This window comes from Olivibacter sp. 47 (genome assembly GCF_030372825.1).
Lineage (GTDB): Bacteria > Bacteroidota > Bacteroidia > Sphingobacteriales > Sphingobacteriaceae > Olivibacter > Olivibacter oleidegradans.
This window is the reverse complement of the sequence record NZ_JAUCNR010000001.1, coordinates 2,371,990-2,395,060: the sequence shown is the minus strand read 5'-3', so window position 1 is coordinate 2,395,060 and position 23,071 is coordinate 2,371,990. Positions and strand designations below refer to the sequence as shown.

Annotated in this window: 20 protein-coding genes and 2 tRNA genes; 3 read left to right on the top strand and 19 right to left on the bottom strand. The window is 40.7% G+C overall.

The features are described 5' to 3' along the window. Window positions 1-81 precede the first annotated feature (81 nt). The gene (gene murA, locus QT327_RS10185; protein ID WP_130857303.1) at window positions 82-1,404 is read left to right on the top strand and encodes a UDP-N-acetylglucosamine 1-carboxyvinyltransferase; all 1,323 of its coding nucleotides are present in this window, start codon (window positions 82-84) and stop codon (window positions 1,402-1,404) included. A 105-nt stretch (window positions 1,405-1,509) separates the two neighbouring features. On the opposite strand, the gene QT327_RS10180 is transcribed toward murA, so the two are convergent. The 13 genes from QT327_RS10180 to QT327_RS10120 form a co-directional block, all read right to left on the bottom strand. After that, the gene (locus QT327_RS10180; protein WP_149105548.1) at window positions 1,510-2,874 is read right to left on the bottom strand and encodes a pyridoxal-phosphate dependent enzyme; all 1,365 of its coding nucleotides are present in this window, start codon (window positions 2,872-2,874) and stop codon (window positions 1,510-1,512) included. Between the two features lie 112 nt (window positions 2,875-2,986). Then, window positions 2,987-3,805, bottom strand: coding sequence for an AMP nucleosidase (locus tag QT327_RS10175; protein ID WP_130857301.1), 819 nt, complete (start codon window positions 3,803-3,805; stop codon window positions 2,987-2,989). A gap of 126 nt (window positions 3,806-3,931) precedes the next feature. Then, a complete protein-coding gene (clpX, locus tag QT327_RS10170) occupies window positions 3,932-5,176 on the bottom strand; it encodes an ATP-dependent Clp protease ATP-binding subunit ClpX (protein WP_013666192.1) in 1,245 nt (414 codons plus the stop codon). Between the two features lies 1 nt (window position 5,177). Next, window positions 5,178-5,873 carry an ATP-dependent Clp endopeptidase proteolytic subunit ClpP gene (clpP, locus tag QT327_RS10165; RefSeq protein ID WP_013666191.1) on the bottom strand — a complete coding sequence of 232 codons (696 nt, stop codon included), beginning with the start codon at window positions 5,871-5,873 and terminating at the stop codon, window positions 5,178-5,180. A 246-nt stretch (window positions 5,874-6,119) separates the two neighbouring features. Then, entirely contained in the window at window positions 6,120-7,463 is a 1,344-nt protein-coding gene (tig, locus tag QT327_RS10160; protein WP_130857300.1) for a trigger factor, read from the bottom strand. 61 nt (window positions 7,464-7,524) lie between these two features. Beyond that, window positions 7,525-7,606: transfer RNA gene (locus tag QT327_RS10155), tRNA-Leu, on the bottom strand. Between the two features lie 108 nt (window positions 7,607-7,714). Further along, window positions 7,715-8,299 carry a chemotaxis protein CheB gene (locus QT327_RS10150; RefSeq protein WP_289552761.1) on the bottom strand — a complete coding sequence of 195 codons (585 nt, stop codon included), beginning with the start codon at window positions 8,297-8,299 and terminating at the stop codon, window positions 7,715-7,717. Between the two features lie 468 nt (window positions 8,300-8,767). Continuing rightward, complete coding sequence (locus QT327_RS10145; protein WP_013666188.1) at window positions 8,768-9,190, bottom strand: VOC family protein; 423 nt, start codon at window positions 9,188-9,190, stop codon at window positions 8,768-8,770. A 348-nt stretch (window positions 9,191-9,538) separates the two neighbouring features. After that, window positions 9,539-9,618: transfer RNA gene (locus QT327_RS10140), tRNA-Leu, on the bottom strand. Window positions 9,619-9,703: 85 nt separating this feature from the next. Further along, on the bottom strand, window positions 9,704-11,044 hold the full coding sequence (gene rseP, locus QT327_RS10135) for an RIP metalloprotease RseP (protein WP_289552760.1): 1,341 nt from the start codon (window positions 11,042-11,044) through the stop codon (window positions 9,704-9,706). Window positions 11,045-11,047: 3 nt separating this feature from the next. Continuing rightward, the gene (locus QT327_RS10130; RefSeq protein WP_130857547.1) at window positions 11,048-12,226 is read right to left on the bottom strand and encodes a 1-deoxy-D-xylulose-5-phosphate reductoisomerase; all 1,179 of its coding nucleotides are present in this window, start codon (window positions 12,224-12,226) and stop codon (window positions 11,048-11,050) included. Window positions 12,227-12,333: 107 nt separating this feature from the next. Next, window positions 12,334-13,833, bottom strand: coding sequence for a GH3 auxin-responsive promoter family protein (locus QT327_RS10125; protein ID WP_289552759.1), 1,500 nt, complete (start codon window positions 13,831-13,833; stop codon window positions 12,334-12,336). 25 nt (window positions 13,834-13,858) lie between these two features. Then, complete coding sequence (locus QT327_RS10120) at window positions 13,859-14,647, bottom strand: hypothetical protein (RefSeq protein WP_013666184.1); 789 nt, start codon at window positions 14,645-14,647, stop codon at window positions 13,859-13,861. Window positions 14,648-14,907: 260 nt separating this feature from the next. Here QT327_RS10120 and QT327_RS10115 point away from each other — a divergent pair, with 260 nt between their 5' ends. Next, on the top strand, window positions 14,908-15,798 hold the full coding sequence (locus tag QT327_RS10115; protein ID WP_289552758.1) for a bestrophin family protein: 891 nt from the start codon (window positions 14,908-14,910) through the stop codon (window positions 15,796-15,798). 191 nt (window positions 15,799-15,989) lie between these two features. On the opposite strand, the gene QT327_RS10110 is transcribed toward QT327_RS10115, so the two are convergent. The 6 genes from QT327_RS10110 to QT327_RS10085 all read right to left on the bottom strand — a co-directional run bounded on the left by QT327_RS10110 (window position 15,990) and on the right by QT327_RS10085 (window position 21,269). Further along, window positions 15,990-16,244: a YgaP family membrane protein gene (locus QT327_RS10110; protein WP_013666182.1), complete on the bottom strand. Its 255-nt coding sequence runs from the start codon at window positions 16,242-16,244 to the stop codon at window positions 15,990-15,992. Window positions 16,245-16,345: 101 nt separating this feature from the next. Then, a complete protein-coding gene (gene nrdF, locus QT327_RS10105; protein WP_013666181.1) occupies window positions 16,346-17,329 on the bottom strand; it encodes a class 1b ribonucleoside-diphosphate reductase subunit beta in 984 nt (327 codons plus the stop codon). Window positions 17,330-17,451: 122 nt separating this feature from the next. Further along, window positions 17,452-19,569 carry a class 1b ribonucleoside-diphosphate reductase subunit alpha gene (nrdE, locus tag QT327_RS10100; protein WP_013666180.1) on the bottom strand — a complete coding sequence of 706 codons (2,118 nt, stop codon included), beginning with the start codon at window positions 19,567-19,569 and terminating at the stop codon, window positions 17,452-17,454. Beyond that, on the bottom strand, window positions 19,532-19,936 hold the full coding sequence (gene nrdI / locus QT327_RS10095) for a class Ib ribonucleoside-diphosphate reductase assembly flavoprotein NrdI (RefSeq protein WP_013666179.1): 405 nt from the start codon (window positions 19,934-19,936) through the stop codon (window positions 19,532-19,534). The genes nrdE and nrdI overlap by 38 nt, the downstream gene beginning before the upstream one ends. A gap of 16 nt (window positions 19,937-19,952) precedes the next feature. Then, the gene (locus tag QT327_RS10090; protein WP_130857550.1) at window positions 19,953-20,198 is read right to left on the bottom strand and encodes a thioredoxin family protein; all 246 of its coding nucleotides are present in this window, start codon (window positions 20,196-20,198) and stop codon (window positions 19,953-19,955) included. Window positions 20,199-20,504: 306 nt separating this feature from the next. Continuing rightward, window positions 20,505-21,269, bottom strand: a complete 765-nt coding sequence (locus tag QT327_RS10085) for a DeoR/GlpR family DNA-binding transcription regulator (RefSeq protein WP_013666177.1) — start codon at window positions 21,267-21,269, stop codon at window positions 20,505-20,507. Window positions 21,270-21,446: 177 nt separating this feature from the next. Here QT327_RS10085 and QT327_RS10080 point away from each other — a divergent pair, with 177 nt between their 5' ends. Next, window positions 21,447-23,045, top strand: a complete 1,599-nt coding sequence (locus QT327_RS10080) for a glycerol-3-phosphate dehydrogenase/oxidase (protein ID WP_242627343.1) — start codon at window positions 21,447-21,449, stop codon at window positions 23,043-23,045. Window positions 23,046-23,071: the final 26 nt, after the last annotated feature.

Genomic DNA, 23,071 nt, shown 5'->3' with positions numbered 1-23,071 from the left:
CCACATATTTTTAACAACCGGCCTGTATCTAACGATGTCAAGATAAAGGCCGGTTTAATTTTTATCGATTAGGATAGTTGAATGAATGCATTTGAAATTTACGGTGGAAAACCGCTGAAAGGAGAAATCACTCCGCAGGGAGCAAAAAATGAGGCGCTCCAAATATTATCAGCTGTATTGCTTACGCCCGAGAAAATGACGATCAGCAATATACCTGACATTAAAGATGTTAACAAACTCATCGAGCTTTTAGGTGATCTTGGAGTAGCTATCGAACGGATCAGTGATGACACCTATACATTTGAAGCAAAGAACATTAATATTGATTACTTCCAGTCAGAAGAGTTTAAAACTAAGGGAGGAAGCCTGCGCGGTTCTATTATGATCGTTGGCCCTCTACTCGCTCGTTTCGGCAAAGCTGCCATTCCTAAACCAGGTGGAGACAAAATAGGACGAAGGCGGTTGGACACGCATTTTTTAGGTTTTGAAAAACTCGGAGCTCGGTTTCATTATGATCAGGACAACCATTTTTTTAATATCGATGCGACTAATTTGCACGGAACTTATATCCTCTTGGATGAGGCATCCGTAACCGGCACGGCAAATATTGTGATGGCCGCTGTTTTGGCAAAAGGTACAACTACGATTTATAATGCCGCCTGTGAGCCCTATTTGCAACAGCTGTGCAAAATGCTCAATCGTATGGGCGCTAAGATTTCCGGTATAGGCTCCAATCTGTTGAGCATTGAGGGGGTCGACTATTTGACAGGAACGGAACACCGTATGCTTCCCGATATGATTGAAATAGGTTCCTTTATTGGTTTAGCCGCGATGACCGGGTCAGAAATCACCATTAAGGATGTTCATTTTGATGAGCTAGGGATTATTCCGACGGTTTTTGGTCGACTAGGGATAAAACTGGAAAGACGGGGCGACGACATCTATATTCCGGCCCAAGATTCGTACGAAATTGAGACCTTCATAGACGGTTCCATCCTCACCATCGCAGATGCACCTTGGCCAGGTTTTACGCCTGACTTGTTAAGCATTGTACTTGTCGTAGCTACACAAGCCAAAGGGAATGTGTTAATTCACCAGAAAATGTTTGAAAGCCGCTTGTTCTTTGTCGATAAGTTAATCGACATGGGCGCACAGATTATTTTATGTGATCCTCATCGCGCAACGGTCATCGGCTTGAATAAAGCATTCAAATTACGGGGAATCGAAATGACTTCACCTGATATACGTGCGGGAGTTTCCTTGCTGATCGCCGCCCTATCCGCTCAAGGAAGATCCGTTATTTATAATATTGAGCAAATTGAACGAGGTTATCAACACATTGATAAACGACTCCTGGCGCTCGGCGCTCAAATCAAACGAATTGAAGGAAAACCACTGCATTGAGCGATGTAAGGTATAAGGTGTAGGGCTTAAGGTAACCTTATACCCTCTACCTTATACCTTATACCCTATACCTCATACCCGCTTAAGCCTGACACCTCCTCTCATCTAACCAGCCGAAATAGCATTGATAATATCATATTGGGTTATGATCTCGAGCTTACCGCCCTCATCTTCCACCAATACGGCGTTATTATCTTTATTGATAAGTGATGAAAGTCGGTCAATTGAGGTATTGAGATCAACAAAAGGAAAAGGTGCCGTCATAATCTGTTGTACCTTTCCGGACTTCACACTTGGATTTTCCAAGAGTGCGTTCAATATATCCGATTCAGTGACTTTGCCGACCACCATTCCTTGTTGCGTGATAGGGATTTGTGATATATTGAGCGTCTTCATTGTATTAAACGTCTCGATTACAGACTGTTCTCCATCTACTGTTATAATCTCCTGTTGTCCCCTTTTCTTTAAAATGCGTTCCGCTGTCAATTTCTTGTCTTTAAGGAATCCTCGCTCCCGCAGCCAATCTTCATTAAACATTTTTCCCATATAACGGGAGCCATGATCATGAAAAATGACAACTACTAAATCCCCTTCCTTTAAGCTATCTTTTAACTGCAATAAGCCAGCAATGGCCGCGCCAGCGGAATTTCCAACGAAAATACCTTCCTGCCGTGCAATTTCGCGCGTCATCAACGCTGCATCCTTATCCGTCACTTTTTCAAAATGATCGATAACATCGAAATCAACATTTCGAGGTAAAAAATCTTCCCCTATCCCTTCGGTAATGTAGGGATAGATCTCGCTCTTATCGAAGACGCCTGTTTCCTTATATTTCTTAAACACCGATCCATAGGTATCAATGCCCCATATCTTGACGGCTGGATTTTTCTCCTTTAGATATTTCCCAGCGCCACTTATTGTGCCGCCTGTTCCAACACCAACCAATAGATGGGTAATTTTTCCGTCTGTCTGTTCCCATATTTCAGGGCCGGTCTGCTCATAATGCGCGTGGCTGTTGGAAAGATTGTCATATTGGTTTGGTTTCCATGCATTGGGGATTTCTCTCTCAAGTCTGCTCGAAACGGAATAATAAGAACGGGGATCTTCAGGCTCGACATTGGTCGGACACACAATCACTTCTGCCCCAAAAGCGCGCAGTGCATCTATTTTTTCCTTCGACTGCTTATCGGTCGTCGTAAAAACACACTTATAACCCTTAATAACTGCGGCAATTGCCAAACCCATTCCGGTATTACCCGATGTGCCTTCGATAATCGTTCCTCCTGGCTTTAACAACCCGGCGCGTTCCGCATCCTCAATCATTTTGATAGCCATTCGATCTTTGATCGAATTACCTGGATTAGTTGTCTCTATCTTAGCTAATACAGTTGCCTTAACATCTTTGGTTAGCTTGTTTAACTTTACCAAGGGTGTATTACCGATTGTCTCCAGAATATTATTGTACCACATTCTCTACAAGTTTAATAGATTATATACAAACATAGCAATTTATAATAGCTAACAGAAATCGGCTTTCAGCTATCGGATTAATGCCGACGCTTGCTGCGCGCTGGCAACGGGACTAAAACTTCAAATGTTTCACTGTCAACCCGTTATTGATCAACTGTTTTAAAGAATCGATACCAATTTTTAAGTGGGTTTCAACAAAGTTTGCCGTTACGGACGAGTCACTTTCCTGCGTCTTTACACCTTCCGGAATCATTGGTTGATCAGACACCAACAACAATGCACCCGTCGGTATTTTATTAGCGAATCCAACTGTAAATATGGTAGCAGTTTCCATATCTACCGCCATTGCCCTTAAAGATTTTAGGTATTTCTTAAAATCCTTGTCATGTTCCCAAACTCTCCTATTGGTTGTATAGACAGTGCCGGTCCAATAGTCTAAACTATTATCCCGAATAGTAGTGGATATCGCTTTCTGAAGTGCGAAAGCAGGTAGAGCGGGCACTTCCGGAGGTAAGTAATCATTAGAAGTCCCCTCTCCACGAATCGCGGCGATCGGCAAAATCAAATCTCCAATACTATTCTTCTTTTTCAAGCCACCGGCCTTTCCTAAAAACAAGGCTGCTTTCGGTTGTATAGCGGAGAGTAAGTCCATAATGGTGGCTGCAACCGGACTTCCCATACCGAAATTGATAATTGTGATACCAGCGGCCGAGACACTCTGCATAGGCTTATCCAGGCCATAAATCGGTGCGTTATCATGCCATTCCGAAAACAATTTTACATAATGTGAGAAATTCGTCAATAAGATATATTCTCCAAATTCATTTAAGGGGCGCCCCGTGTACCGTGGCAACCAATTCTTTACGATATCTTCTTTATTCTTTAAACCGGGTTTTACCGCCGATTCAACTTCTTTTACTGTTTTAGTCATCGTTTTCTTTTTAGGAACCAGTTGAGTAGGGTGATAGTTGAGTGGTAACTTAACGACTCAACAACTTAACGACTCAACCCTCATAACAATATACAAAAAATCCCCCGTTTTGTGCGGGGGATTTTTTTAAGCTACGTGCAGCTTTTTCAAATCTGACTTCTCGAATTTTTGTTTTGCGTAATCGAGATTAATATAAAGCTCTCCACCGTCATCTTTTTCCCGCGAAGGGATTTCAAACATCGCGTCTAGCATAATGGCTTCGCATATCGCTCGAAGTCCTCTAGCCCCCAGTTTGAATTCGTTGGCTTTATCAACAATGAACTCGAATACCTCCGTATCAAATTGAAGATCGATATGTTCATAGTCAAACAATTTCTTGTACTGCTTGACCAGGGCATTCTTTGGTTCAGTGAGAATATTCAACAACGCTTCCCGATCCAACGGATTCAAATAGGTAATTACCGGTAAACGACCGATTAGCTCCGGTATTAATCCAAAAGCCTTTAAATCTTGAGGTGTAATGTATTTATAAAGATTATTTAGATCAATCTCGGCATGCTCGCTATTCATTTTATAGCCAACTGTTTGCGTACGCATACGGTTAGCAATTTTTTTCTGAATTCCATCAAAGGCACCGCCACAAATAAACAAAATATTGCTAGTATTCACGGCGATCATTTTTTGATCCGGATGTTTACGACCACCTTGTGGGGGTACATTTACAACCGTTCCTTCCAAGATTTTCAGAAGAGCTTGCTGAACTCCTTCGCCCGACACGTCTCGCGTAATCGACGGATTATCACTTTTACGGGCAATTTTATCAATTTCGTCTATATAGATAATCCCTCGTTCAGCGGAAGCTACATCGTAATCAGCAGCTTGAAGAAGTCGGGTCAGAATGCTCTCAACGTCTTCACCCACATAGCCAGCTTCTGTTAGAACGGTCGCATCACAAATACAAAAAGGCACATTTAATACTTTTGCAATTGTCTTTGCTAAAAGTGTTTTGCCGGTACCTGTTTCGCCAACCATAATGATATTGGATTTTTCAATCTCAATTTCATCCTTTTCCACCTTCTGATTCAATCGTTTATAGTGGTTATAGACCGCAACTGATAGCACTTTCTTGGCATCATCCTGGCCGATAACGTATTGATCGAGATGCGACTTTATTTCTGCTGGCTTTAATAACTTAAGTGCGGCCTGCACACTCTTATTTTTACGCAATGTCAGCTCCTCAGCTAAGATCTCGTTCGCTTGGGCGACACACCGATCACAGATGTGTGCATCATTGCCTGCAATAAGCATCAAGGTCTCTGACTTGCGTAAACCACAGAATGAACAAGTAACTTCTCTCGGGTTCTTTGCCATTTTATTTATCTTTCTTTCCTAATAACACTTCATCGATCATTCCGTTTTCCTTTGCTTCGCCCGACGTCATCCAAAAGTCGCGGTCTGATGCCTTTTCTACCCAATCATAAGACTGTCCGGAATGATCAGCAATTATCTGATATAATTCTTTTTTAAGCTTTAACATCTCACGTAGATTGATTTCCATATCAGCAGCAACACCTTGTGCACCACCTGAAGGTTGATGAATCATTACACGTGAATGTTTTAGCGCAGCGCGTTTTCCTTTTGCACCTGCAACTAGCAATACAGCACCCATAGAAGCAGCCATGCCGGTACAGATAGTAGCTACATCCGGTGAAATATATTGCATGGTATCATAGATACCCAAACCTGCATAAACGCTACCACCTGGTGAGTTGATATAGATTTGTATGTCTCTATGTGCATCAGCAGATTGTAAAAACAATAACTGAGCTTGAATTATATTAGCCACCTGATCGGTTACAGCATCTCCTAAAAAGATAATTCTATCCATCATCAAACGCGAGAAGACGTCCATTTGGGCGACGTTTAGCTGGCGTTCTTCAATAATATAAGGAGTCAGCGACACCGGCATTTGTTGCTCTACCCGATTGATAAAACTATCCACATGTTGACTTCCTATACCGTGGTGTTTAACAGCGTATTTTCTAAATTCATTTTTATCTATACTCATGATTTTTGCCTTTTGCCTAGCTAATATATAAGATTAATTCTAGAATCTCGAATGATAGCTTGCGTGAATACTATTTTTTTACTTTCAGGTATCAAAGAATGCGCCAAGCATTCTTAACACGACATTGAACGATCAAAACTGACAGAATGCCTTATCCGAAATAAAAAACTGACAAAATATAACTTAGCGACAATAGAAAAAGCCACCCATTTTTCAAACGGATGGCTTTCTAAAAAATTATGCGACTTACTTTAATTCCAGGAACTTATTATAGTCTATTTCTTTTTTATTCAGCTTCACGACACCTTTTAAGAAATCAAAAACCTTCAAGGCTTTTACCTCTTCGAACAGTCTGTTCGCCTGTTCCTTATCCTGCAGAAATTGAACCGTATACTGCGCTAGTTGTTCTTCGCTGATTGGCTCGGGACTGTACATTTTAAATTGGGCCGCGATACGCTCCTTAGCTAATTTAAAAACTTCTTCGTATTTGATTTCAAGCTTATTTTCCGTAATGATTTTATTTTCAATCAAGGTCCACTTTAAATTTTTAACAAAATCGTCGTAGCCTTCTGAAAGTTCTTCATCGGTCAATTTCTCGTTAGTCGCTTTTAACCATTTTCTCAGGAACTCATCAGGAAATTGTACATTCACTTTTTCCATTCCCAAGTTGTAAAGGTCTTGTTGTAAACGTTGATCAGAATTTTGAACAAGCATCGACTCAACCTCTGAAGTGACACGAGCCTTAAACTCTTCTTCGGTTTTTACTTCATCTTTACCAAAAAGTTTATCAAAAAGCTCTTGGTTTAAATCAGCTTCCTCCAAGCGGTTTACATTTTTCACAACCAACTTGAAAGTTCCTTCGGTTAAAGCTGCTGCCTCCTCTTCCGTTATATTCAAGATGCGCGCTATCGTATCGTCTTTGAATGCTTTTTTTAAGTCGATTTTAACCTCATCGTCTTTTTTAAGCCCGATCAAAGACTTTTTTATCTTTTTATCATCTACAAGATCCGTACGCACGGAAGCTGTATTCGATATTCCGCCTTCTAAAGCATTTCCGCTAGCATCTAATTGCGTTAATGTGCTATATAAAACATCTCCATCTTCTGACACTTCCGGATTCGTCATTTTTCCATAGCTCTTACGAAGATTTTTGATACGCGAAGCCAAGGTTTCATCATCTACCTTAATATCATATTGGGTCACCTTGTCTTTTTCACTAAATGGCACTTCAAAAGCCGGTGCCAAACCAATTTCGTATTGAAATTTAAACTCATCATTGAAATCCCAATTATAAGAAGACTCAGAGCCCTCTTTTGGAAGCGGTTGACCAAGCACCTCTACTTTATTCTCCGTAAGATAGTTATTTAAACTATCGCTTACCAGCCGGTTAATTTCATCAAAAAGAATCGCTTTACCATAAGTCTTTTTGATGTGGGAAGCCGGCACCATGCCAGGACGGAACCCCGGGAGCTTAGCCTTTTTTGCTTGTTCCTTTATTGCTTTGTTTACACGATCCGTGTAATCTGCAGGGGTAATTTCTACATTGATAACTGCATTCAGGTCGTCTACTCTCTCCTGTGAAATGTTCATTAGTTGCGTTTTAATATGCTTAATACAAAAATTCCTCCCGATATTGTCGGGAGGAATCAAGTGCGGAAGAAGGGACTCGAACCCCCACGCCTCTCGGCGCCAGATCCTAAGTCTGGTGCGGCTACCAATTACGCCACTTCCGCAGTACTTAGTGTTATTTTGGACTGCAAAACTAACACATTAAGGCATTCCCTCCAAATATTTTTTAAACAAAATATTCAAAAAAAGTTAACACATTGATAATAGGAGCATTAATTTTCTTCAACTAAGCTCTTACAATATGCTTTCAATTGTTCGTCCAAAAGAACTGCGGTAACAGCACCTGTTTCAATGGCCGCCCGCGGCATTACATCAACCAATGCGGCACTCGGATCCTGTACAAGGGTCTTGCCGCCATACTTGTAAACAGCTCGTAGGCCTTCGGCGCCGTCCCTATTGGCTCCTGACAATAGGATTGCCACCAGTGATTTTTTATAAACTTCGGCGGCACTTTGCATGCTGACATCAATAGACGGCCTACAGTAATGGACCGGTTCTGATGCGTCTAAAGATATACTGCGATCTTTTTCAATTAATAGGTGATATCCTGCCGGCGCAAAATAAACTGTACCTGCTTGTAATGTTTCTTTTTCTTCTGCCGATTTCACCCGAAGTACACATTTATGCTGTGCCATTTGTTCCAACGAGCTTGCATACTTTTCGTTTCGGTGAACAATGACCAACACCGCAAAGCCGACATCTTCCTTCAAGCTAGACAACAAATCCATTAAAAGCATCATTCCTCCCGCTGAACAAGCGATGATTAACAATTCAATGCTAACGTCTTTATTTTGCATACCCCACGATAAAAATAAAAATAGTTAGTCAAAATAGGTAAATTCTCAAGGATCCTACATTAAAAATGAAGGTTTTTCTTAATCAACTTTTCTGGCGTTGTAGACTATTACACCTGATTGCAAAAGGGCGAGCATAATGTAACGGATGCCTCCTATTTAATGGGTTACAAGTATGTTCATCATTTCAGTAAAGCTTTCAAGAAAAAATACGGCTTCACGCCAAAAAATATCGGGAAATAGACATTTCGTACCACCAAAAAACCTTTTAGTGTAAGAAAAACACCTTTCTGTGTAAAAATTTCTTTATCCTGAAAAAAAACGATTTACTTCGTATCAGTTTTTATATCAAAAGGCACTTACTTTCATTTTACACATTAGGTTAGGTTGATTAAAAAACAGTAGTTTTACCTCACTTCCCCAAAGTGAGGTTTTTTTATGCCCGATAATGTCGACCAATACGGCTTCATATTAAACCTCAGGGAGAAAAGCGGGGTTATAAACAATCTCCCAAAGATGACCGTCCGGGTCTTGGAAATATCCTGCATAACCGCCCCAAAAAGTATCGGAAGCAGGCTTAATGACTCTTGCACCCGCATTATCAGCATGCTCCATAATGAAATCCACTTCTTCTTTACTGCTAACATTATGTCCGATTGTAAATTCGGTAGCGGAAGAATGTTGCAACCGGATACCCGTGTCATGCGCTATACTCTTCCTTGGCCAAATTGCCAGCTTTACACCGCTTTGAAGATCAAAGAACGCTACTGCGCCATGCTCAAACTCTTGCCCTATAATTCCGTCCGAAGGTAAGCCCAGGCCTTCATGATAAAATTGGTACGATCTCTCGAGATCGTCCACACCAATGGTTAATACAGAAATTCTTGGTTTCATTTTTTCTATGTTATAAAACGTCTTCTTCGCTTTTATCCGTTAATTGACTAAACAGAAGGCTCGCTTATTATCAATTTTACATGATGCCTTATACAGTTCCAAACAATTGTCTTGCGGATATGTGCGTGGAATAAAAATAATAATCTTTAATAACTTGTCGTAGGACTTGTCTCCTTAACCAATTAAAGGATCTCAATAAATGGTGTCATTTAAATGAGGTAAGTTAGCTCATAACTGGCTGAAAAGAATTCTTTTGAAGTTTACCATGAATTAACGAATCGTCCGAAACAGCTATTTGGGGATATGAAAAAGGCAGCAAGTTAAAAACTTGCTGCCTTTCGGTTTTAGTACCCAGGGCCGGGATCGAACCGGCACGGTTTCCCACTAGTGTTTGAGACTAGCGCGTCTACCAATTCCGCCACCTGGGCATTCCCTCGTGAACGGGATGCAAATATATTGCTAAATAGAACAATCACCAAATAAATTTTAAAAATTTATGTATCGTTCAGATTATCAGGGAAGTTTATCCCCCATTGCCTTCATAATATCGTTTCCTAACGCAAAAATCATTAAGGCAACGATAATTACGAATCCTACAATTTGCGCTCGCTCCATGAATTTATCACTTAGCGGCTTACCCTTAATCATCTCTACGATTAAGAATAAAGCATGGCCACCATCCAAAGCTGGAATCGGTAAAATATTCATTAAGGCCAGGGCCATCGATAGCAAGCCTACCAAACTCCAGAATTTCACCCAATCCACCTCTCCGCCAAACATGCGGGCAATACCAACGGGCCCGGATAGGGCCTTATTCGCTTTCACCTGCCCCGTTACCACCTTGCCCAAAGCTTTTGCATTGTCTGTCAAAGACCCCCATGCTTTACCGGCACCAATCGGCAGCGCTTCTAAAAATCCGTATTTGATCTGCTCTTGCGGGATCCGACTAATATCACGACCCGCGGCAATACCCAACTTACCTTCCGGATCTATCGTTGCCTGCACGGTATCAATTTTACCAGCTCTCCAAAACACTATACTGGTTTCTTTATTTTTGTTTGCCAATAAGGCGTCTGACATCTGATCCCAAAACACGATCGACTGATTATTGATAGCGATTAGACTATCGCCCGGTTTCAACCCTGCTTTTTCGGCGGTTCCACCTTTTTGCAAACTTTCGATATGCGTGACTCTAAACCGAGGTATAACAAATTCGTCTATACCTAAATCTGAAACTTCATTTAAGATATCGCCGGGAACAATAAGGTCAACTGTCTGTCCATCTCTTAATATCGATAATTTGGTATTACCTAACAACACCTTTGGGCTCCTAACATCTTCAAATCGCACGACCTTTTCTCCATCAATTGCCGTAATTAAATCTCCTGCTTTTAAGCCTACTTGCTTTCCGATAATACCGGGCGCCAAACCATCTGTCAGTTTATCATTTGGGATGAAAGTCTCCCCATAACGAAGCGTTAACATCCAGAAAATGAAAATGCCTAAGATGATATTGACAATAATACCTGCCAGCATGACAATAAGTCGCTGCCACGCCGGTTTGGATCGGAATTCCCAAGGTTGCGGCTCACCTTTAAGTTGTTCCGTATCCATCGATTCATCGATCATTCCGGCAATTTTCACATAACCACCCAAAGGCAACCAACCTATACCATACTCGCAACCCTTATAATTGAACTTAAAAAGTTTAACGCCCCAAGCATCAAAAAATAGATAAAATTTTTCAACCTTTATTCCGAAAGCTCGGGCCGCTAAAAAATGCCCCAGCTCATGTAAAACAATCAAAATTGACAAGCCAAGCAATAGTTGGCCCGCCATAACTAATCCACTCATTCTTTATTTTTCTATTTGATATACTTTTTTCTTTTTTGTTACTAAATCACTCGCAATTTTACGGGCTTCCCTATCTATGCTTACATAGTCTACTAAGGACGGAGAAAGAATAAAAGGTATTAGTGTCATCGTCTCTTCAATAATCGCACTCATTTCCAAAAATCCAATTTCGTCGCTCAAAAATGCTGCCACAGCCACTTCATTGGCAGCATTTAGAATACATGGCATATTACCCCCCTGTTGTATTGCATGGTAGGCAAGTCGCAGATTTGCGAAAGTTTCTAAATCCGGTTTCTCAAAACTCAACTGCGGATAGTCCATAAAATCAAATCGCTGAAAAGAATTGGTGGGCCGGCCAGGATGTAAAAGCGCATATTGAATCGGCAACTTCATATCCGGTAATCCCAATTGCGCTTTCAATGATCCATCGTTAAACTGTACGAGGGAGTGTATGATGGATTGGGGATGGACAATAACCTCAATCTGCTCGATAGAAAGATTGAACAGCCATTTGGCTTCAATCACTTCCAGACCTTTATTCATTAGGGATGCAGAATCAATCGTTATTTTCTGCCCCATTATCCAATTTGGATGTTTCAGTGCTTCCCTTTTTGTAATATGGGCTAAAAAGCTTCGATCTTTTCCTCTAAATGGGCCACCGGATGCAGTTAGATAGATTTTTTCAACTGAAGCAAGTGACTCACCGGATAAACATTGAAAAATAGCTGAGTGTTCCGAATCTACAGGCAATATTTTGGTTCCATATTGATTGGCCAATGACATAATGTGCTCCCCCGCAACAACCAATGTCTCCTTATTGGCTAATGCAACGTCTTTTCCTGCTTGAATTGCCGACACAGTTGGTTCTAAACCGGCAAACCCAACTAAAGCCGTTAAAACCATGTCTATAGAAGCGCCTTTCACCACATCATTTAACGCATTACAACCTGTCAACACCTCAATTGTTGTTGCAGATAATGCTTCCTTAACGTGCTGGTATTTGCTTTCTTCTGTTATTACGACTGTTTTTGGCAGGAACTCCAGTGCCTGCTTGATCAGCAATTCAGCATTGTTTGCAGCAGTAAGTACTTCTATTTTAACAAGACTCGAATGCTCCCGAGCTACTTCCAAAGCTTGCGTTCCTATACTTCCCGTCGCACCCAATATTGCTATTCTTTTCATCTGTAAGTAATTTGCTTCCCTTAAATCAGGGATCTGTTATTAAATTACAAGCTTCTCTAAAGAAACCAAATGTTACATTTTGTGCGTTATTATTATTATTATTTGTATCAAACAATATAGCCTTCTATTTTTTCCGCTATCGATCGGTCGTTTGCCAAACGAGGCAGTTTATTTTGTCCACCCAATTTCCCCAAAGATCGCATGTAGTCTACAAAAGTATTTTTTTTCATGGTCCTAATGACCAGTGGTTGCAAAACCTTTCCCTCAATAAGATCGAAATAATAGGTGTTCTTTTGCTGTAATGCCTGATCTACCTTTAATCTAAAGCGCTCCATATCAACCGGTGGCTTTCCAAATTCGATGAACCACTCATGATAAGGTAATTCACCTGCCGGTGGATTCACCTGCGGAGCGACCGTAAACTCGATGATTTCAACGCCTTCTTCTTTGGCTACCTGCATGAGTGCAAACTCAACCTCCTCGCCAATCACGTGCTCTCCAAAGGCTGAAATAAAATGTTTGATACGCCCGGTAACGACAATACGATAAGGATTCAATGAAACAAATTTTACTGTGTCCCCTATATTGTAAGCCCATAAGCCTGCATTCGTGCTTAATATCAAGGCATAGTTCTCATTTAACTTGACTTGTCCAAGACTAAGCCGTGTCGGTTTTTCATGGAAGATTTCTTCCACAGGGATAAATTCGTAAAAAATTCCGGCATTACAAAGGAGCAATAAACCTTTTTCTGTTTGAGAGTCTTGGTAGGCAATAAACCCCTCAGAAGCGGGATAGGTTTCAATAGAGTCGATACCTTTACCTACCATGTCCTCCAATCGGGCGCGGTAGGGCTCGAAATTTACCCCTCCATATACGAAAAGGCTGTAGTTTGGAAATACATCCTTAATTTTCTTTCCTCCTGTTTTATCGGAAATTCGTTCGAAATACATTTGAACCCAGGGTGGAATGCCCGAGATCAACCGCATGTCCTGCTTTAACGTTTCATCAACAATTGCATCCACTTTTGTTTCCCAATCATCTATACAGTTAGTTTCGTAAGTGGGTAATCTATTCTTTTGAAGATAAGTAGGTACATAATTGGCAACAATGCCCGAAAGACGTCCGATTTTTATACCGTTCTTTTCTTTCAACTCCGGACTTCCCTGAAGAAAGATCATTTTTCCATCAACAAACGATGTATTTCCTGTTTCATGGATATAAGTTAGCAAGGCATTTCGAGCCGCTGTTATGTGTTCCGGCATCGATTCGCGTGTAAGCGGAATATACTTTGTTCCAGAGGTAGTTCCTGAGGTTTTTGCCAAATACAGTGGTTTCCCCGGCCACAATACGGCAGACTCTCCCGCCACCACCCGTTCTATATAGGGTCGTAAACCTTCGTAATCCCGAACAGGCACCTGTTCTTTAAAATCTTCGTATGAATGAATCGTTGAAAAATGATGGTCTCTTCCGAATGTCGTGTTCTTCGCTGCCGATACCAATTGCTCCCGAACTTTTTCTTGTACGGTCGCCGCTTGATATTTCCATTGATCAATTTTCTTAGTCACAAGTGCAGCGAAAGGCTTACTTAGAGCAGCTTTTAATCCCATACTTTCAGTTAACGGTTGATTCCAATCAAATAATATTTTTAATAAACGTTGGGTCGTCTTCCCCTTTGTATTCTCTCATCATCTGCCGATACGCCAAAGCGATAGCAACACTGGAAAGCGGAACAACTAAAAAGGAGTTCACTAAACTCAAAGCTGCCGACAACATGGGATACGACCGATAGTTGAAATAAATCGACAACAAATGCAAAATGGTTAAAAAAGTTAATAGAAGCAATAATTTCAGGAAATTACCCCGCGTAATGGCAAAACTTAGGCGAATAGCCTTAAACGGACGTTCGTGGCGGTCGATAATAAAAAAGGGGTAAAAAGCAACCCGCATCATAAAGCTGATAAGAAAGATTACAGATAAGATTGTAAATAAATCGACCGCATGTTCCGTACTATTAAAAATATAAATAACCGGCAGTATAATAACCGCTAATATGGCGAAAGCGATCAATATCATTGCCACTAAGCTTATCATCGCGATAAAAAAATAGCTAATTTCTTTTGTTGTTGGAATCGTATCCTGTAATGAAACATGTTCCCTTGCATCGTCCACTACATGAAAGATATACTTGAATAATGTAAGTTGGATACCGAAATACAATACCACAAAAACAAATGCCATAAACGAGCTCAATACGCGACTAACATCGCGAAAGTAGAAAGCCAAGATTCCGGAGGCATTGGAAGTTAAAAAAAGCAGTAAACAAAGTCCGGCAATAGAGAAATAGTGTTTTCTTAACACATCCCACGACCGGTTGATGACGTCATTTACGGCAAAGGTACTATCTTTCAGAAACTGAATCATAAATTTTTTATATCAGTACAAACCTAATATAAATTTTTTTTATTAGCCTAATTTCACACGCTAATTTTCTACGGCAATCTATTTAGCGCATAATGGGGTATTTGTATTAAACCAAGGTTTTTCTATCCCAATTACCCTACTTATTTTCATTTATTATCTTAGCAAGAAACTGCGACGCCTAAAAAACAATAGTCCGTTTCCAGTGTTACCCTATTCGATATGGCCACACCTTCAAAGCGCATAGTATTTATACATAATATATGATTGTAGAAACCAACATCCGAGCCGCCCATATGTTTCGGCTTATTGCTAAATGGATCATTATTTACTTATTGTTATCAATTATTGTATGCATTGGCTATATAGAATTCGGATGGCGAATCGCCATTCCGGAAACTGAAATAGCCATCATGGGTACTGCCCTTTCGATTCTGATGGGTTTCCGTGTCGACGCTGCGTATAAAAGGTGGTGGGAAGCAAGAATCATCTGGGGGGCTGTCGTCAACAACTCCCGAACCTTTGCCCGTGAAGTGATGGGCTTTTTAGGTAAGGAAAATACCGATATTGCGCGCACATTGATTTATAGACAAATTGGTTTTGTCGAATCCATGGGTAAACACCTAAGGAGGCAAGGTGGTGCGGAACATTTAAATCGATTGTTATCACCCGAAGATTATGACACGATCAAGAGCAAAAGACATGTGCCGAATACGCTTTTAATGATGAATCTAAAACAACTAACTGAACTGAATGAGTCGGGAAGGCTTAATACTTACTTACTCGTCCAGTTGGAAACCATTCTGCAAAATTTGACCGACGAGTTAGGAAAAGCAGAGAGGATAAAAAACACCCCCTTTCCTGTACCTTACGGTTATTTTTCGTGGTTGCTGGTGCACACTTTTGCTTGTTTGATACCCTTTGCTATGGTTAAAGAGCTAGGTTACGCTACCCTTATTCTAGCCATCATTATCTCTTTTATCTTTTTAATCATTGAGCAAATCGCAATTCAAATACAGGATCCCTTTGAAGGGCAGCCCAATGATACACCCATGACCACCATTGCCAAAAATATCGAGATTGATTTAAAGGAAATATTAGGAGAATCCCCACTTCCCGAGCCACTCACGCCAAAAGCCGGCGTTAGTATGTAATAATTAAATTCAAAAGTAAAAATTCAAAAGTAAAAAGTAAAAACCTGATCAAAACGAGCTCATGACGCTTCTGAAATAAAAGATCCATCATTCAAAAAAGAAACCTGCTGTAGCAGCGAGGTGTGTGCAAAATAATAAAGGCCCTGCTGATAGACACAGATAGGGCCTTTGCTTTCGTTATAAAATTTTCTTTAAACAAACTCTGCTTTTTCGGGATGTTCATATTCCCTTTCGATCAATCGCTTCACGTCACATGTACCTGTTGCGCCTCGGTATAATAATGCACTGCCGATCGCTACCTGACCAAGAGCTAACAACGGTCTCTTAAAAAGTTCACGAACGCCTTTATAAATCATATAAGTACCCGTTCCTATCGATATCACACGCTCGGAAAATTCAATATTCGTGCAATCACTCTCTGTTAAAAGATATTCTCTATGTGCCATGATGTTTATTTTTTATCTTATAACAAATGTTTGGCCATTCGGTTTTTCCATAGTTAATAGAGACCGGTTAGTTGGGAATAGTAACTACTCCCTCCAATTCTCTAAACAGGTAAAGTTAAATCCGGCGCAAAATCTTCATCGTGCAGGTGGCTGATCTGCGTAGCCTTTTCGTAATTTGTAGATTTTTTTGAAAAGAAATCGTGCTGCGTTGTTTCCAAGTTCAATCCGTTCAACACAATTGGATTGACTTCCTTCACTTCAAAAAGCTCTTCAAAGCCTAAGTTCATTAACGCTTTGTTGGCATTATAGCGTACATATTCTTTTACCTCAGCAGTAAGTCCGACGTCGGTGTAAATCTCTTCGGTATATTTTAACTCATTCTCGTAGAGCAACATCAATAAGTCGACAACCTTTTTCTTTACTTCTTCCTGATTCGATAATTTTCGGAAGATGTCTTGTGCCAAAAGCCCTACAAAAACACCGTGAATGGATTCATCCGCAACAATCTTTTTAATAATATCCGCACTTGCCACCATTTGTCCCTGCCCCGCTAACCATAGTGGGATAAAAAAGCCACTATAGAACAAAAACGATTCAAGCAAAACAGAAGCGGCAAGTGACATATACAATTCCTCGTTACTTACCTTTTTCTTATCTAATGATCGGTAATATTGATCAATGGTAGCAGCCTTAAACTGGAGATACTTATTGTCTTGCACCCACTCAAATAATTCATTGATTTCAGGTGTACTCGCTACTGTAGTGAAGATCGTCGAATAAGATTTCGCATGGATCGCCTCCATCATACACATATAAGACAAAACAGCCTTACTCTGCAGTCCATCGATATGATCCAATATCTTCGGCATCCCTGTATGGCTTTGCAAGGTATCCAACAAAGTTAAACCTCCAAGCGCTTTTTTATAGGTTTCCTGCATTTCGGGGGTGAGCTTCTTCCACACATCGATATCTTTCGAGGGAATATATTCCGTATCGATCCAAAATTGCCTTATATTTTGCTCCCAAAACATGCCAACATATTCATTTTCAGGCGTGTTCCAATTGACTGCTTTATATTGATTCATTATTTTTTATTTAGACGTAAGATGCAAGTATAAGGACATAAGATACAGGTATCAGGACTCCTAGCTGACGCTTTTATTATGTTGCTATCTGCTACTTGATACCTATTACTTGATACTAAAAACTAAACCGAACAAGAGATACACTCATCGATAGAAGCTTTTCTCGTACGCGTATAATATAGTGACTTCAATCCCATTTTATGAGCATATATATAGTACTTAGCTAAATCTCTCGTTGTATCTTTCGAATTGGTATGCAAAATAGTTGAAATACCTTGATCCACATGCCTTTGTATAACAGATATCAAACGCAACACATTATTTTGATCCATATCGTAGGCCGATTTATAATAAAAATAGTTGTCGTTATTTAGATAAGGCATAGGATAATAGGTCGTGCTATCGCCGTATTCCCGAACCTCTATTGTATCTACTACCGGCATAACAGAAGCTGTTGCGTTCATAATGTAGGAAGTAGATTGATTAGGAGCAATGGCCATGCGGTAAGCATGGTATACGCCATGTTGCATAACATCCTGCTTTAGTTTCTCCCATGCAGCACGGTCCGGGATTGTTATTCCTTCAAATAATTCTTTAACGCGATCACTTACCGGGAAATAATCATTATTTATGTATTTGTCGAAATAAGCGCCATTGGCATAATCCGAATTCTCAAAACCTTTAAATGTCACGCCCCGCTCTTTGGCGATTTCCATGGAACACTCCAACGAATAGAAATTTACCATCATAAAGAATACGTTACAGAAATCGAGCGCCTCTTTGCTTTCGTAGGTAATAAAGTTCTTAGCAAGGAAACCGTGTAAATTCATGGCTCCCAAACCTACGCTATGTAGTTCGCGATTGGCTTTTTGTATCGTCGGGACCATTTTAATATCTGTCATATCGGATACGACTGTCAACGACCGCATTGCTGTTTTTACGACTTCTTTTATGCGGCGGTTTTCCATTGTGGTAGCAATGTTAAGCGAGCCTAGATTGCAGGAAATACCGTAACGAATGGTATCTTCTTCATGGTATGGGTTGATATCCGAAACCTCTGACAGTTGCATAATTTCCGTACACAAGTTTGAAAACTTCACTGATCCAATCCCATTCAATGCATGCCCTCGATTGGCATTATCTTTAAAGAAGAGGTAGGGATAGCCACTTTCTTTTTGTGTTTGAGCAACTTTAATCAGTAAATGACGTGCATTGATTTTGCGTTTCTTCACTTTCGGATTGCTCACCAGTTCATCATACATTTTGGTCATGTCCATTTCATCTAGGTATTGACCATATTCCTGATAGACCGTATGCGGGTAGAAAAGATAGCAAACCTCATCGTGTTCTGCAATTTGCATGAACTTGTCCGGAATGATAACACCGATTGACAAGGATTTGATGCGCGACTTCTCATCCACGTTGATTTTCTTGCAATCCAAAAATTCTTCAATATCGCTATGGAAAACGTTCAGATAAACAGCCCCTGCTCCCGGTCTTTGCCCCAATTGGTTGGCATAAGAAAATGTGTCTTCCATTATTTTCATCACCGGCAAAACACCACTCGAACGTCCTTCCACGCCTTTTATGGCTTCACCGCGGGCTCTCACTTTAGAAATATTAAAAGAGACTCCTCCTCCAATAGAAGACAGCTTCATCGCTTCGTCAATGGCATAACTGATACCACTCAAACTATCGCCTATCTCATCCAAAAAACAAGAAACCAGTTCACCGGAACGTAGCTTGCCGGCATTGAGGAAAGTAGGTGTCGCGGGCTGGTATTCCTGATTAATCAATATCTCAGCATACTCCAACGCGCGATTCAAATCGCCCGATGCCAGATAAAGGGAAACACATACCACGCGGTCTTCATAACGCTCTAAGAATTTTTCACCGCTATCATCTCGTAAAGCATAGCTTTGAAAAAACTTAAAAGCACTCATGAAAGAAGGAAACCTAAACTTTTTCGCATACACAAAGTCGTATACCTCCTTCATTTGCTCGAAAGAATAATGCGCATAGAAATTGATATAATATTTGTTTTCAATCAAATAATCTATCTTTTCCTTCAAGGTATAAAAGAATACCGTATTCTTATTTACATAATCCAAAAAGTATGACCTTACCGCTTCCTTATCCTTATAAAGGCGAAAATCGTCGTCATCTTTCGTCATGATCTCGTTATTCAGGAGTATCCACTTTTTAGCTATGTTCGCATTCTTTGTTACTGTGGTATTCATGGTATTCGTTTATCTTGTTAATAAATTGTTGAACATCATCGGTACTGCCCGAGAGTTCAAACTTAAATAATACGGGGAGTTGGTAGATCGCTGCAACGGTATCTGCCGCTCTGCCATAGTTGAGTCCCCAATTTTTATTTCCACTGGCAGAAACCGTCTTTATCAAATCATGGTTTTGCTGCATGAACTTATCTGTTACCACGGGCACCTCACCCCTTCCGGTAGTAAATGTGATAAGATGGCCCGGCTGAGAAATCGACAGGTTTTCAGAAATTCGTCGGATGGACCAACCCGTTCTGGCCTCTAGCTTATGCACAAATCGATCTACATTTCCGGTTTTACTATCGTAATAGATCCAATGTTGCATAACCGAAGATCTTTATCTACGCTTGCTGCAGACTGCTAATGGTTAATAATTCCTCAGGCTTGAAACCGATGACACGCTTCACTTCCTCGTTCTCTTTGGTTACGATAACAGTTGGCACCGTTCGCACCCTGAATCGCATGGCTACTTCGGGATTCTCAAAAGGGTTTACTTTTTCGTAGTTAATACCCTTATTATCTAGAAATTCAGACACCATATTGCAAGGCGCGCAATTATCTTTTTCGAATTTTATAACTCTTATCATAGCCTTATTATTTTTTGTTGTAAATAGAGGGTAAGTGCAAAGGTGCACCTTAACATTTAGAATCAGTGTAAATAATTTTCAACACAGGGTGGATTAATCCACATTTCTTTATTTGAAGAAAATTGGTATGATTTTTATTTTGAGGGATGGATGTTATTAGTTGTTAGGCTTTAGGCCATAAGCAGTAAGCTTTAAGCTTGCACGGTCCATGACATTGGCTCATCGGCTAATCATCACATTGGCTAATCATCACATTGCCACATTGGCTAATTCCCTACTCAACCACTTCCCTACTCAACTATTTAACTATTCTACAATCGTCACCTTCACCCCCCTGCCTTCGAGTTCCTTCAGCATATGGGATGGGATGTTTTTATCTGTAATGATTTCGTCAATTTCATCAAAGCCGCAGATTCTACCAAAACCGCGTCGGCCAAATTTGGTGGAATCGGCCAATACAATTGTCTTTTGGGACACTTCAATCATTTTACGATTCAAATGCGCTTCCAATCCACTGGTAGTAGTCAACCCAAAGTCAGGATCGATACCATCTACTCCCAGAAATAGTTTACTACAGAAAAAATCTTCCAATATTTTTTCGGCATACGGTCCTGCTACGGAAGCTGAACTCGATCGCATCATGCCCCCTAGTTGAAGAATTTCTACGTTCGAATGCCTGTTTAATTCTATTGCAACCTGAAGAGCTGATGTTACGACGGTTAGATTTCCTTGTGGGTGAATATGCCTCGCCATTGCTAACACAGTCGTCCCCGATGCAATAATAATAGAATCGTTGGGTACCACCAGGGATGCTGCCATCTCTGCTATGAGCGCCTTCTCTTCCGACTGCAACTTCTCTTTTTCAACCACGGATCGGTCAATTGTATAGGGATTATTCAGGGTAGCACCTCCGTGGGTACGAAAAAGCATCTGTCTTTCTTCCAGCAATTTTAAATCCTTTCGGATCGTTACAGTCGACACGTCGAGTTCCTTTCCTAGATCCAACACATTGATAGACCCTTTTTCCTGCAGTCGTTTAAGAATAATCTGATGACGCTCTACACTATTCATAGCATTTATTTTGCGCTAATTTAACTTTTTTGCCTGAATACACAAGAATAGCAAGTTGTTTCATTTTATTTCGAAATTATTTCGAAAGATTATTTTTGATTTCTTAAAGGATGATTTAACTTTGTCTATACAAACCAATTGATAAAAAAAGAAAGAATAGCTAAATTGGGCACCCACATGCAAGAAAACACCATTCTCCAACACACATTCAGCCGTAACGTTAGTTTAGGGCAGCTAAGTCAAAACAGTCTTTGGGATATCGCCATCATTGGAGGTGGAGCAACTGGCCTTGGCATAGCAGTCGATGCGGCTAGCCGAGGTTATAAGACGCTACTGGTAGAGCAGGCAGACTTCGCCAAAGGTACTTCCAGTCGAAGCACCAAGTTGGTTCATGGAGGTGTACGATATCTTGCACAAGGTGATATCAAGCTTGTTTACGGTGCGCTCCGGGAAAGGGGAATTATTTTCAAAAATGCGCCTCATTTGGCACATGCGCAAAGTTTCGTCATACCATGCTACACCTGGTTTGCGCAACTGAAATTTTTAATAGGACTCAAGATTTACGATTGGATGGCAGGCAAATATCGCATCGGGAGGTCGTCCCTTCTGTCCAAAAAAGAAGTTACCACTCGTATACAAGGCGTAAAAGTCAAGCACCTGAAAGGTGGTATAGAATATTACGATGGACAATTCGACGATGCTCGTTTAGCGATCAATCTTGCACAAACGGCTTCACAGTTTGGAGCCACGCTGCTGAATTATGCCAAAGTAGTCAGCTTAAATAAAGACGAAAAAGGAAAGACAAATGGTTTTACGGTTCTCGATCAAGAAAGTGGGGAAGCCTATAAAGTAAAAGCTAAAGTGGTTATCAATGCCACCGGTGTTTTTGTAGACGAAATCTTAACGCTTGAACAGCCAAAACATCAAGCGCTAGTTAGGCCCAGCCAAGGTGTTCATATTGTAATAGAACGTTCTTTTCTCCAGGGAAAGAGCGCCTTAATGATTCCTGAAACGAGTGATGGCAGGGTTCTTTTTGGCGTCCCTTGGCATAACAAACTAGTGCTGGGTACAACGGATACCCCACTTAATCAACACAGCCTAGAACCAAGAGCACTTGAACAAGAAATAGATTTTATCTTAAAGACTGCGGGGGAATATCTTGACAACAGGCCAACCAGAAAGGATGCATTAAGTATATTTGCCGGCTTAAGACCATTGGCGGCTCCTAAAGACGGCAAAGAAAGCACAAAGGAAATCTCACGTGACCATAAATTGCTAGTCAGCGATTCCGGACTAATTACCATTACAGGCGGTAAGTGGACCACTTATCGAAAAATGGCGGAAGACACCGTAAATCAAGCCATTAAAACCGCCAATATCGCTTTTCAGCCATGTAAAACAGTCGACATCCGAATTCATGGTGCAGACATAAGCAATCACGAACAAGGTCATTGGACCGTTTATGGCTCAGATGCCGAAAAAATCAAAAGCCTGATATCAGAAGAAAATGGATTGGGAGAAAAGCTGCATGTCAACTATCCGCATGTTAAAGCAGAAGTAGTATGGGCTATCCGCGAAGAAATGGCACGTACGATTGAAGATGTGCTGGCTAGGCGAATACGCATGCTTTTTCTCGATGCAAAAGCTGCTATAGAAATGGCCCCAACCGTTGCCCAAATAATGGCCAGTGAGTTAGGGAAAGATGCAAATTGGATAAAGGAACAACTTATGGAATTTGACACGCTTGCCAAAGGTTACCTTATTGGTTTACAATAATAAGTCGATACAAACTAACATTATAA

Coding starts and splice junctions, on each gene's coding strand:
- murA (WP_130857303.1), top strand. CDS start 82: ATGAATGCATTTGAAATTTACGGTGGAAAACCGCTGAAAGGAGAAATC.
- QT327_RS10180 (WP_149105548.1), bottom strand. CDS start 2,874: ATGTGGTACAATAATATTCTGGAGACAATCGGTAATACACCCTTGGTA.
- QT327_RS10175 (WP_130857301.1), bottom strand. CDS start 3,805: ATGACTAAAACAGTAAAAGAAGTTGAATCGGCGGTAAAACCCGGTTTA.
- clpX (WP_013666192.1), bottom strand. CDS start 5,176: ATGGCAAAGAACCCGAGAGAAGTTACTTGTTCATTCTGTGGTTTACGC.
- clpP (WP_013666191.1), bottom strand. CDS start 5,873: ATGAGTATAGATAAAAATGAATTTAGAAAATACGCTGTTAAACACCAC.
- tig (WP_130857300.1), bottom strand. CDS start 7,463: ATGAACATTTCACAGGAGAGAGTAGACGACCTGAATGCAGTTATCAAT.
- QT327_RS10150 (WP_289552761.1), bottom strand. CDS start 8,299: ATGCAAAATAAAGACGTTAGCATTGAATTGTTAATCATCGCTTGTTCA.
- QT327_RS10145 (WP_013666188.1), bottom strand. CDS start 9,190: ATGAAACCAAGAATTTCTGTATTAACCATTGGTGTGGACGATCTCGAG.
- rseP (WP_289552760.1), bottom strand. CDS start 11,044: ATGAGTGGATTAGTTATGGCGGGCCAACTATTGCTTGGCTTGTCAATT.
- QT327_RS10130 (WP_130857547.1), bottom strand. CDS start 12,226: ATGAAAAGAATAGCAATATTGGGTGCGACGGGAAGTATAGGAACGCAA.
- QT327_RS10125 (WP_289552759.1), bottom strand. CDS start 13,833: ATGGGATTAAAAGCTGCTCTAAGTAAGCCTTTCGCTGCACTTGTGACT.
- QT327_RS10120 (WP_013666184.1), bottom strand. CDS start 14,647: ATGATTCAGTTTCTGAAAGATAGTACCTTTGCCGTAAATGACGTCATC.
- QT327_RS10115 (WP_289552758.1), top strand. CDS start 14,908: ATGATTGTAGAAACCAACATCCGAGCCGCCCATATGTTTCGGCTTATT.
- QT327_RS10110 (WP_013666182.1), bottom strand. CDS start 16,244: ATGGCACATAGAGAATATCTTTTAACAGAGAGTGATTGCACGAATATT.
- nrdF (WP_013666181.1), bottom strand. CDS start 17,329: ATGAATCAATATAAAGCAGTCAATTGGAACACGCCTGAAAATGAATAT.
- nrdE (WP_013666180.1), bottom strand. CDS start 19,569: ATGAATACCACAGTAACAAAGAATGCGAACATAGCTAAAAAGTGGATA.
- nrdI (WP_013666179.1), bottom strand. CDS start 19,936: ATGCAACATTGGATCTATTACGATAGTAAAACCGGAAATGTAGATCGA.
- QT327_RS10090 (WP_130857550.1), bottom strand. CDS start 20,198: ATGATAAGAGTTATAAAATTCGAAAAAGATAATTGCGCGCCTTGCAAT.
- QT327_RS10085 (WP_013666177.1), bottom strand. CDS start 21,269: ATGAATAGTGTAGAGCGTCATCAGATTATTCTTAAACGACTGCAGGAA.
- QT327_RS10080 (WP_242627343.1), top strand. CDS start 21,447: ATGCAAGAAAACACCATTCTCCAACACACATTCAGCCGTAACGTTAGT.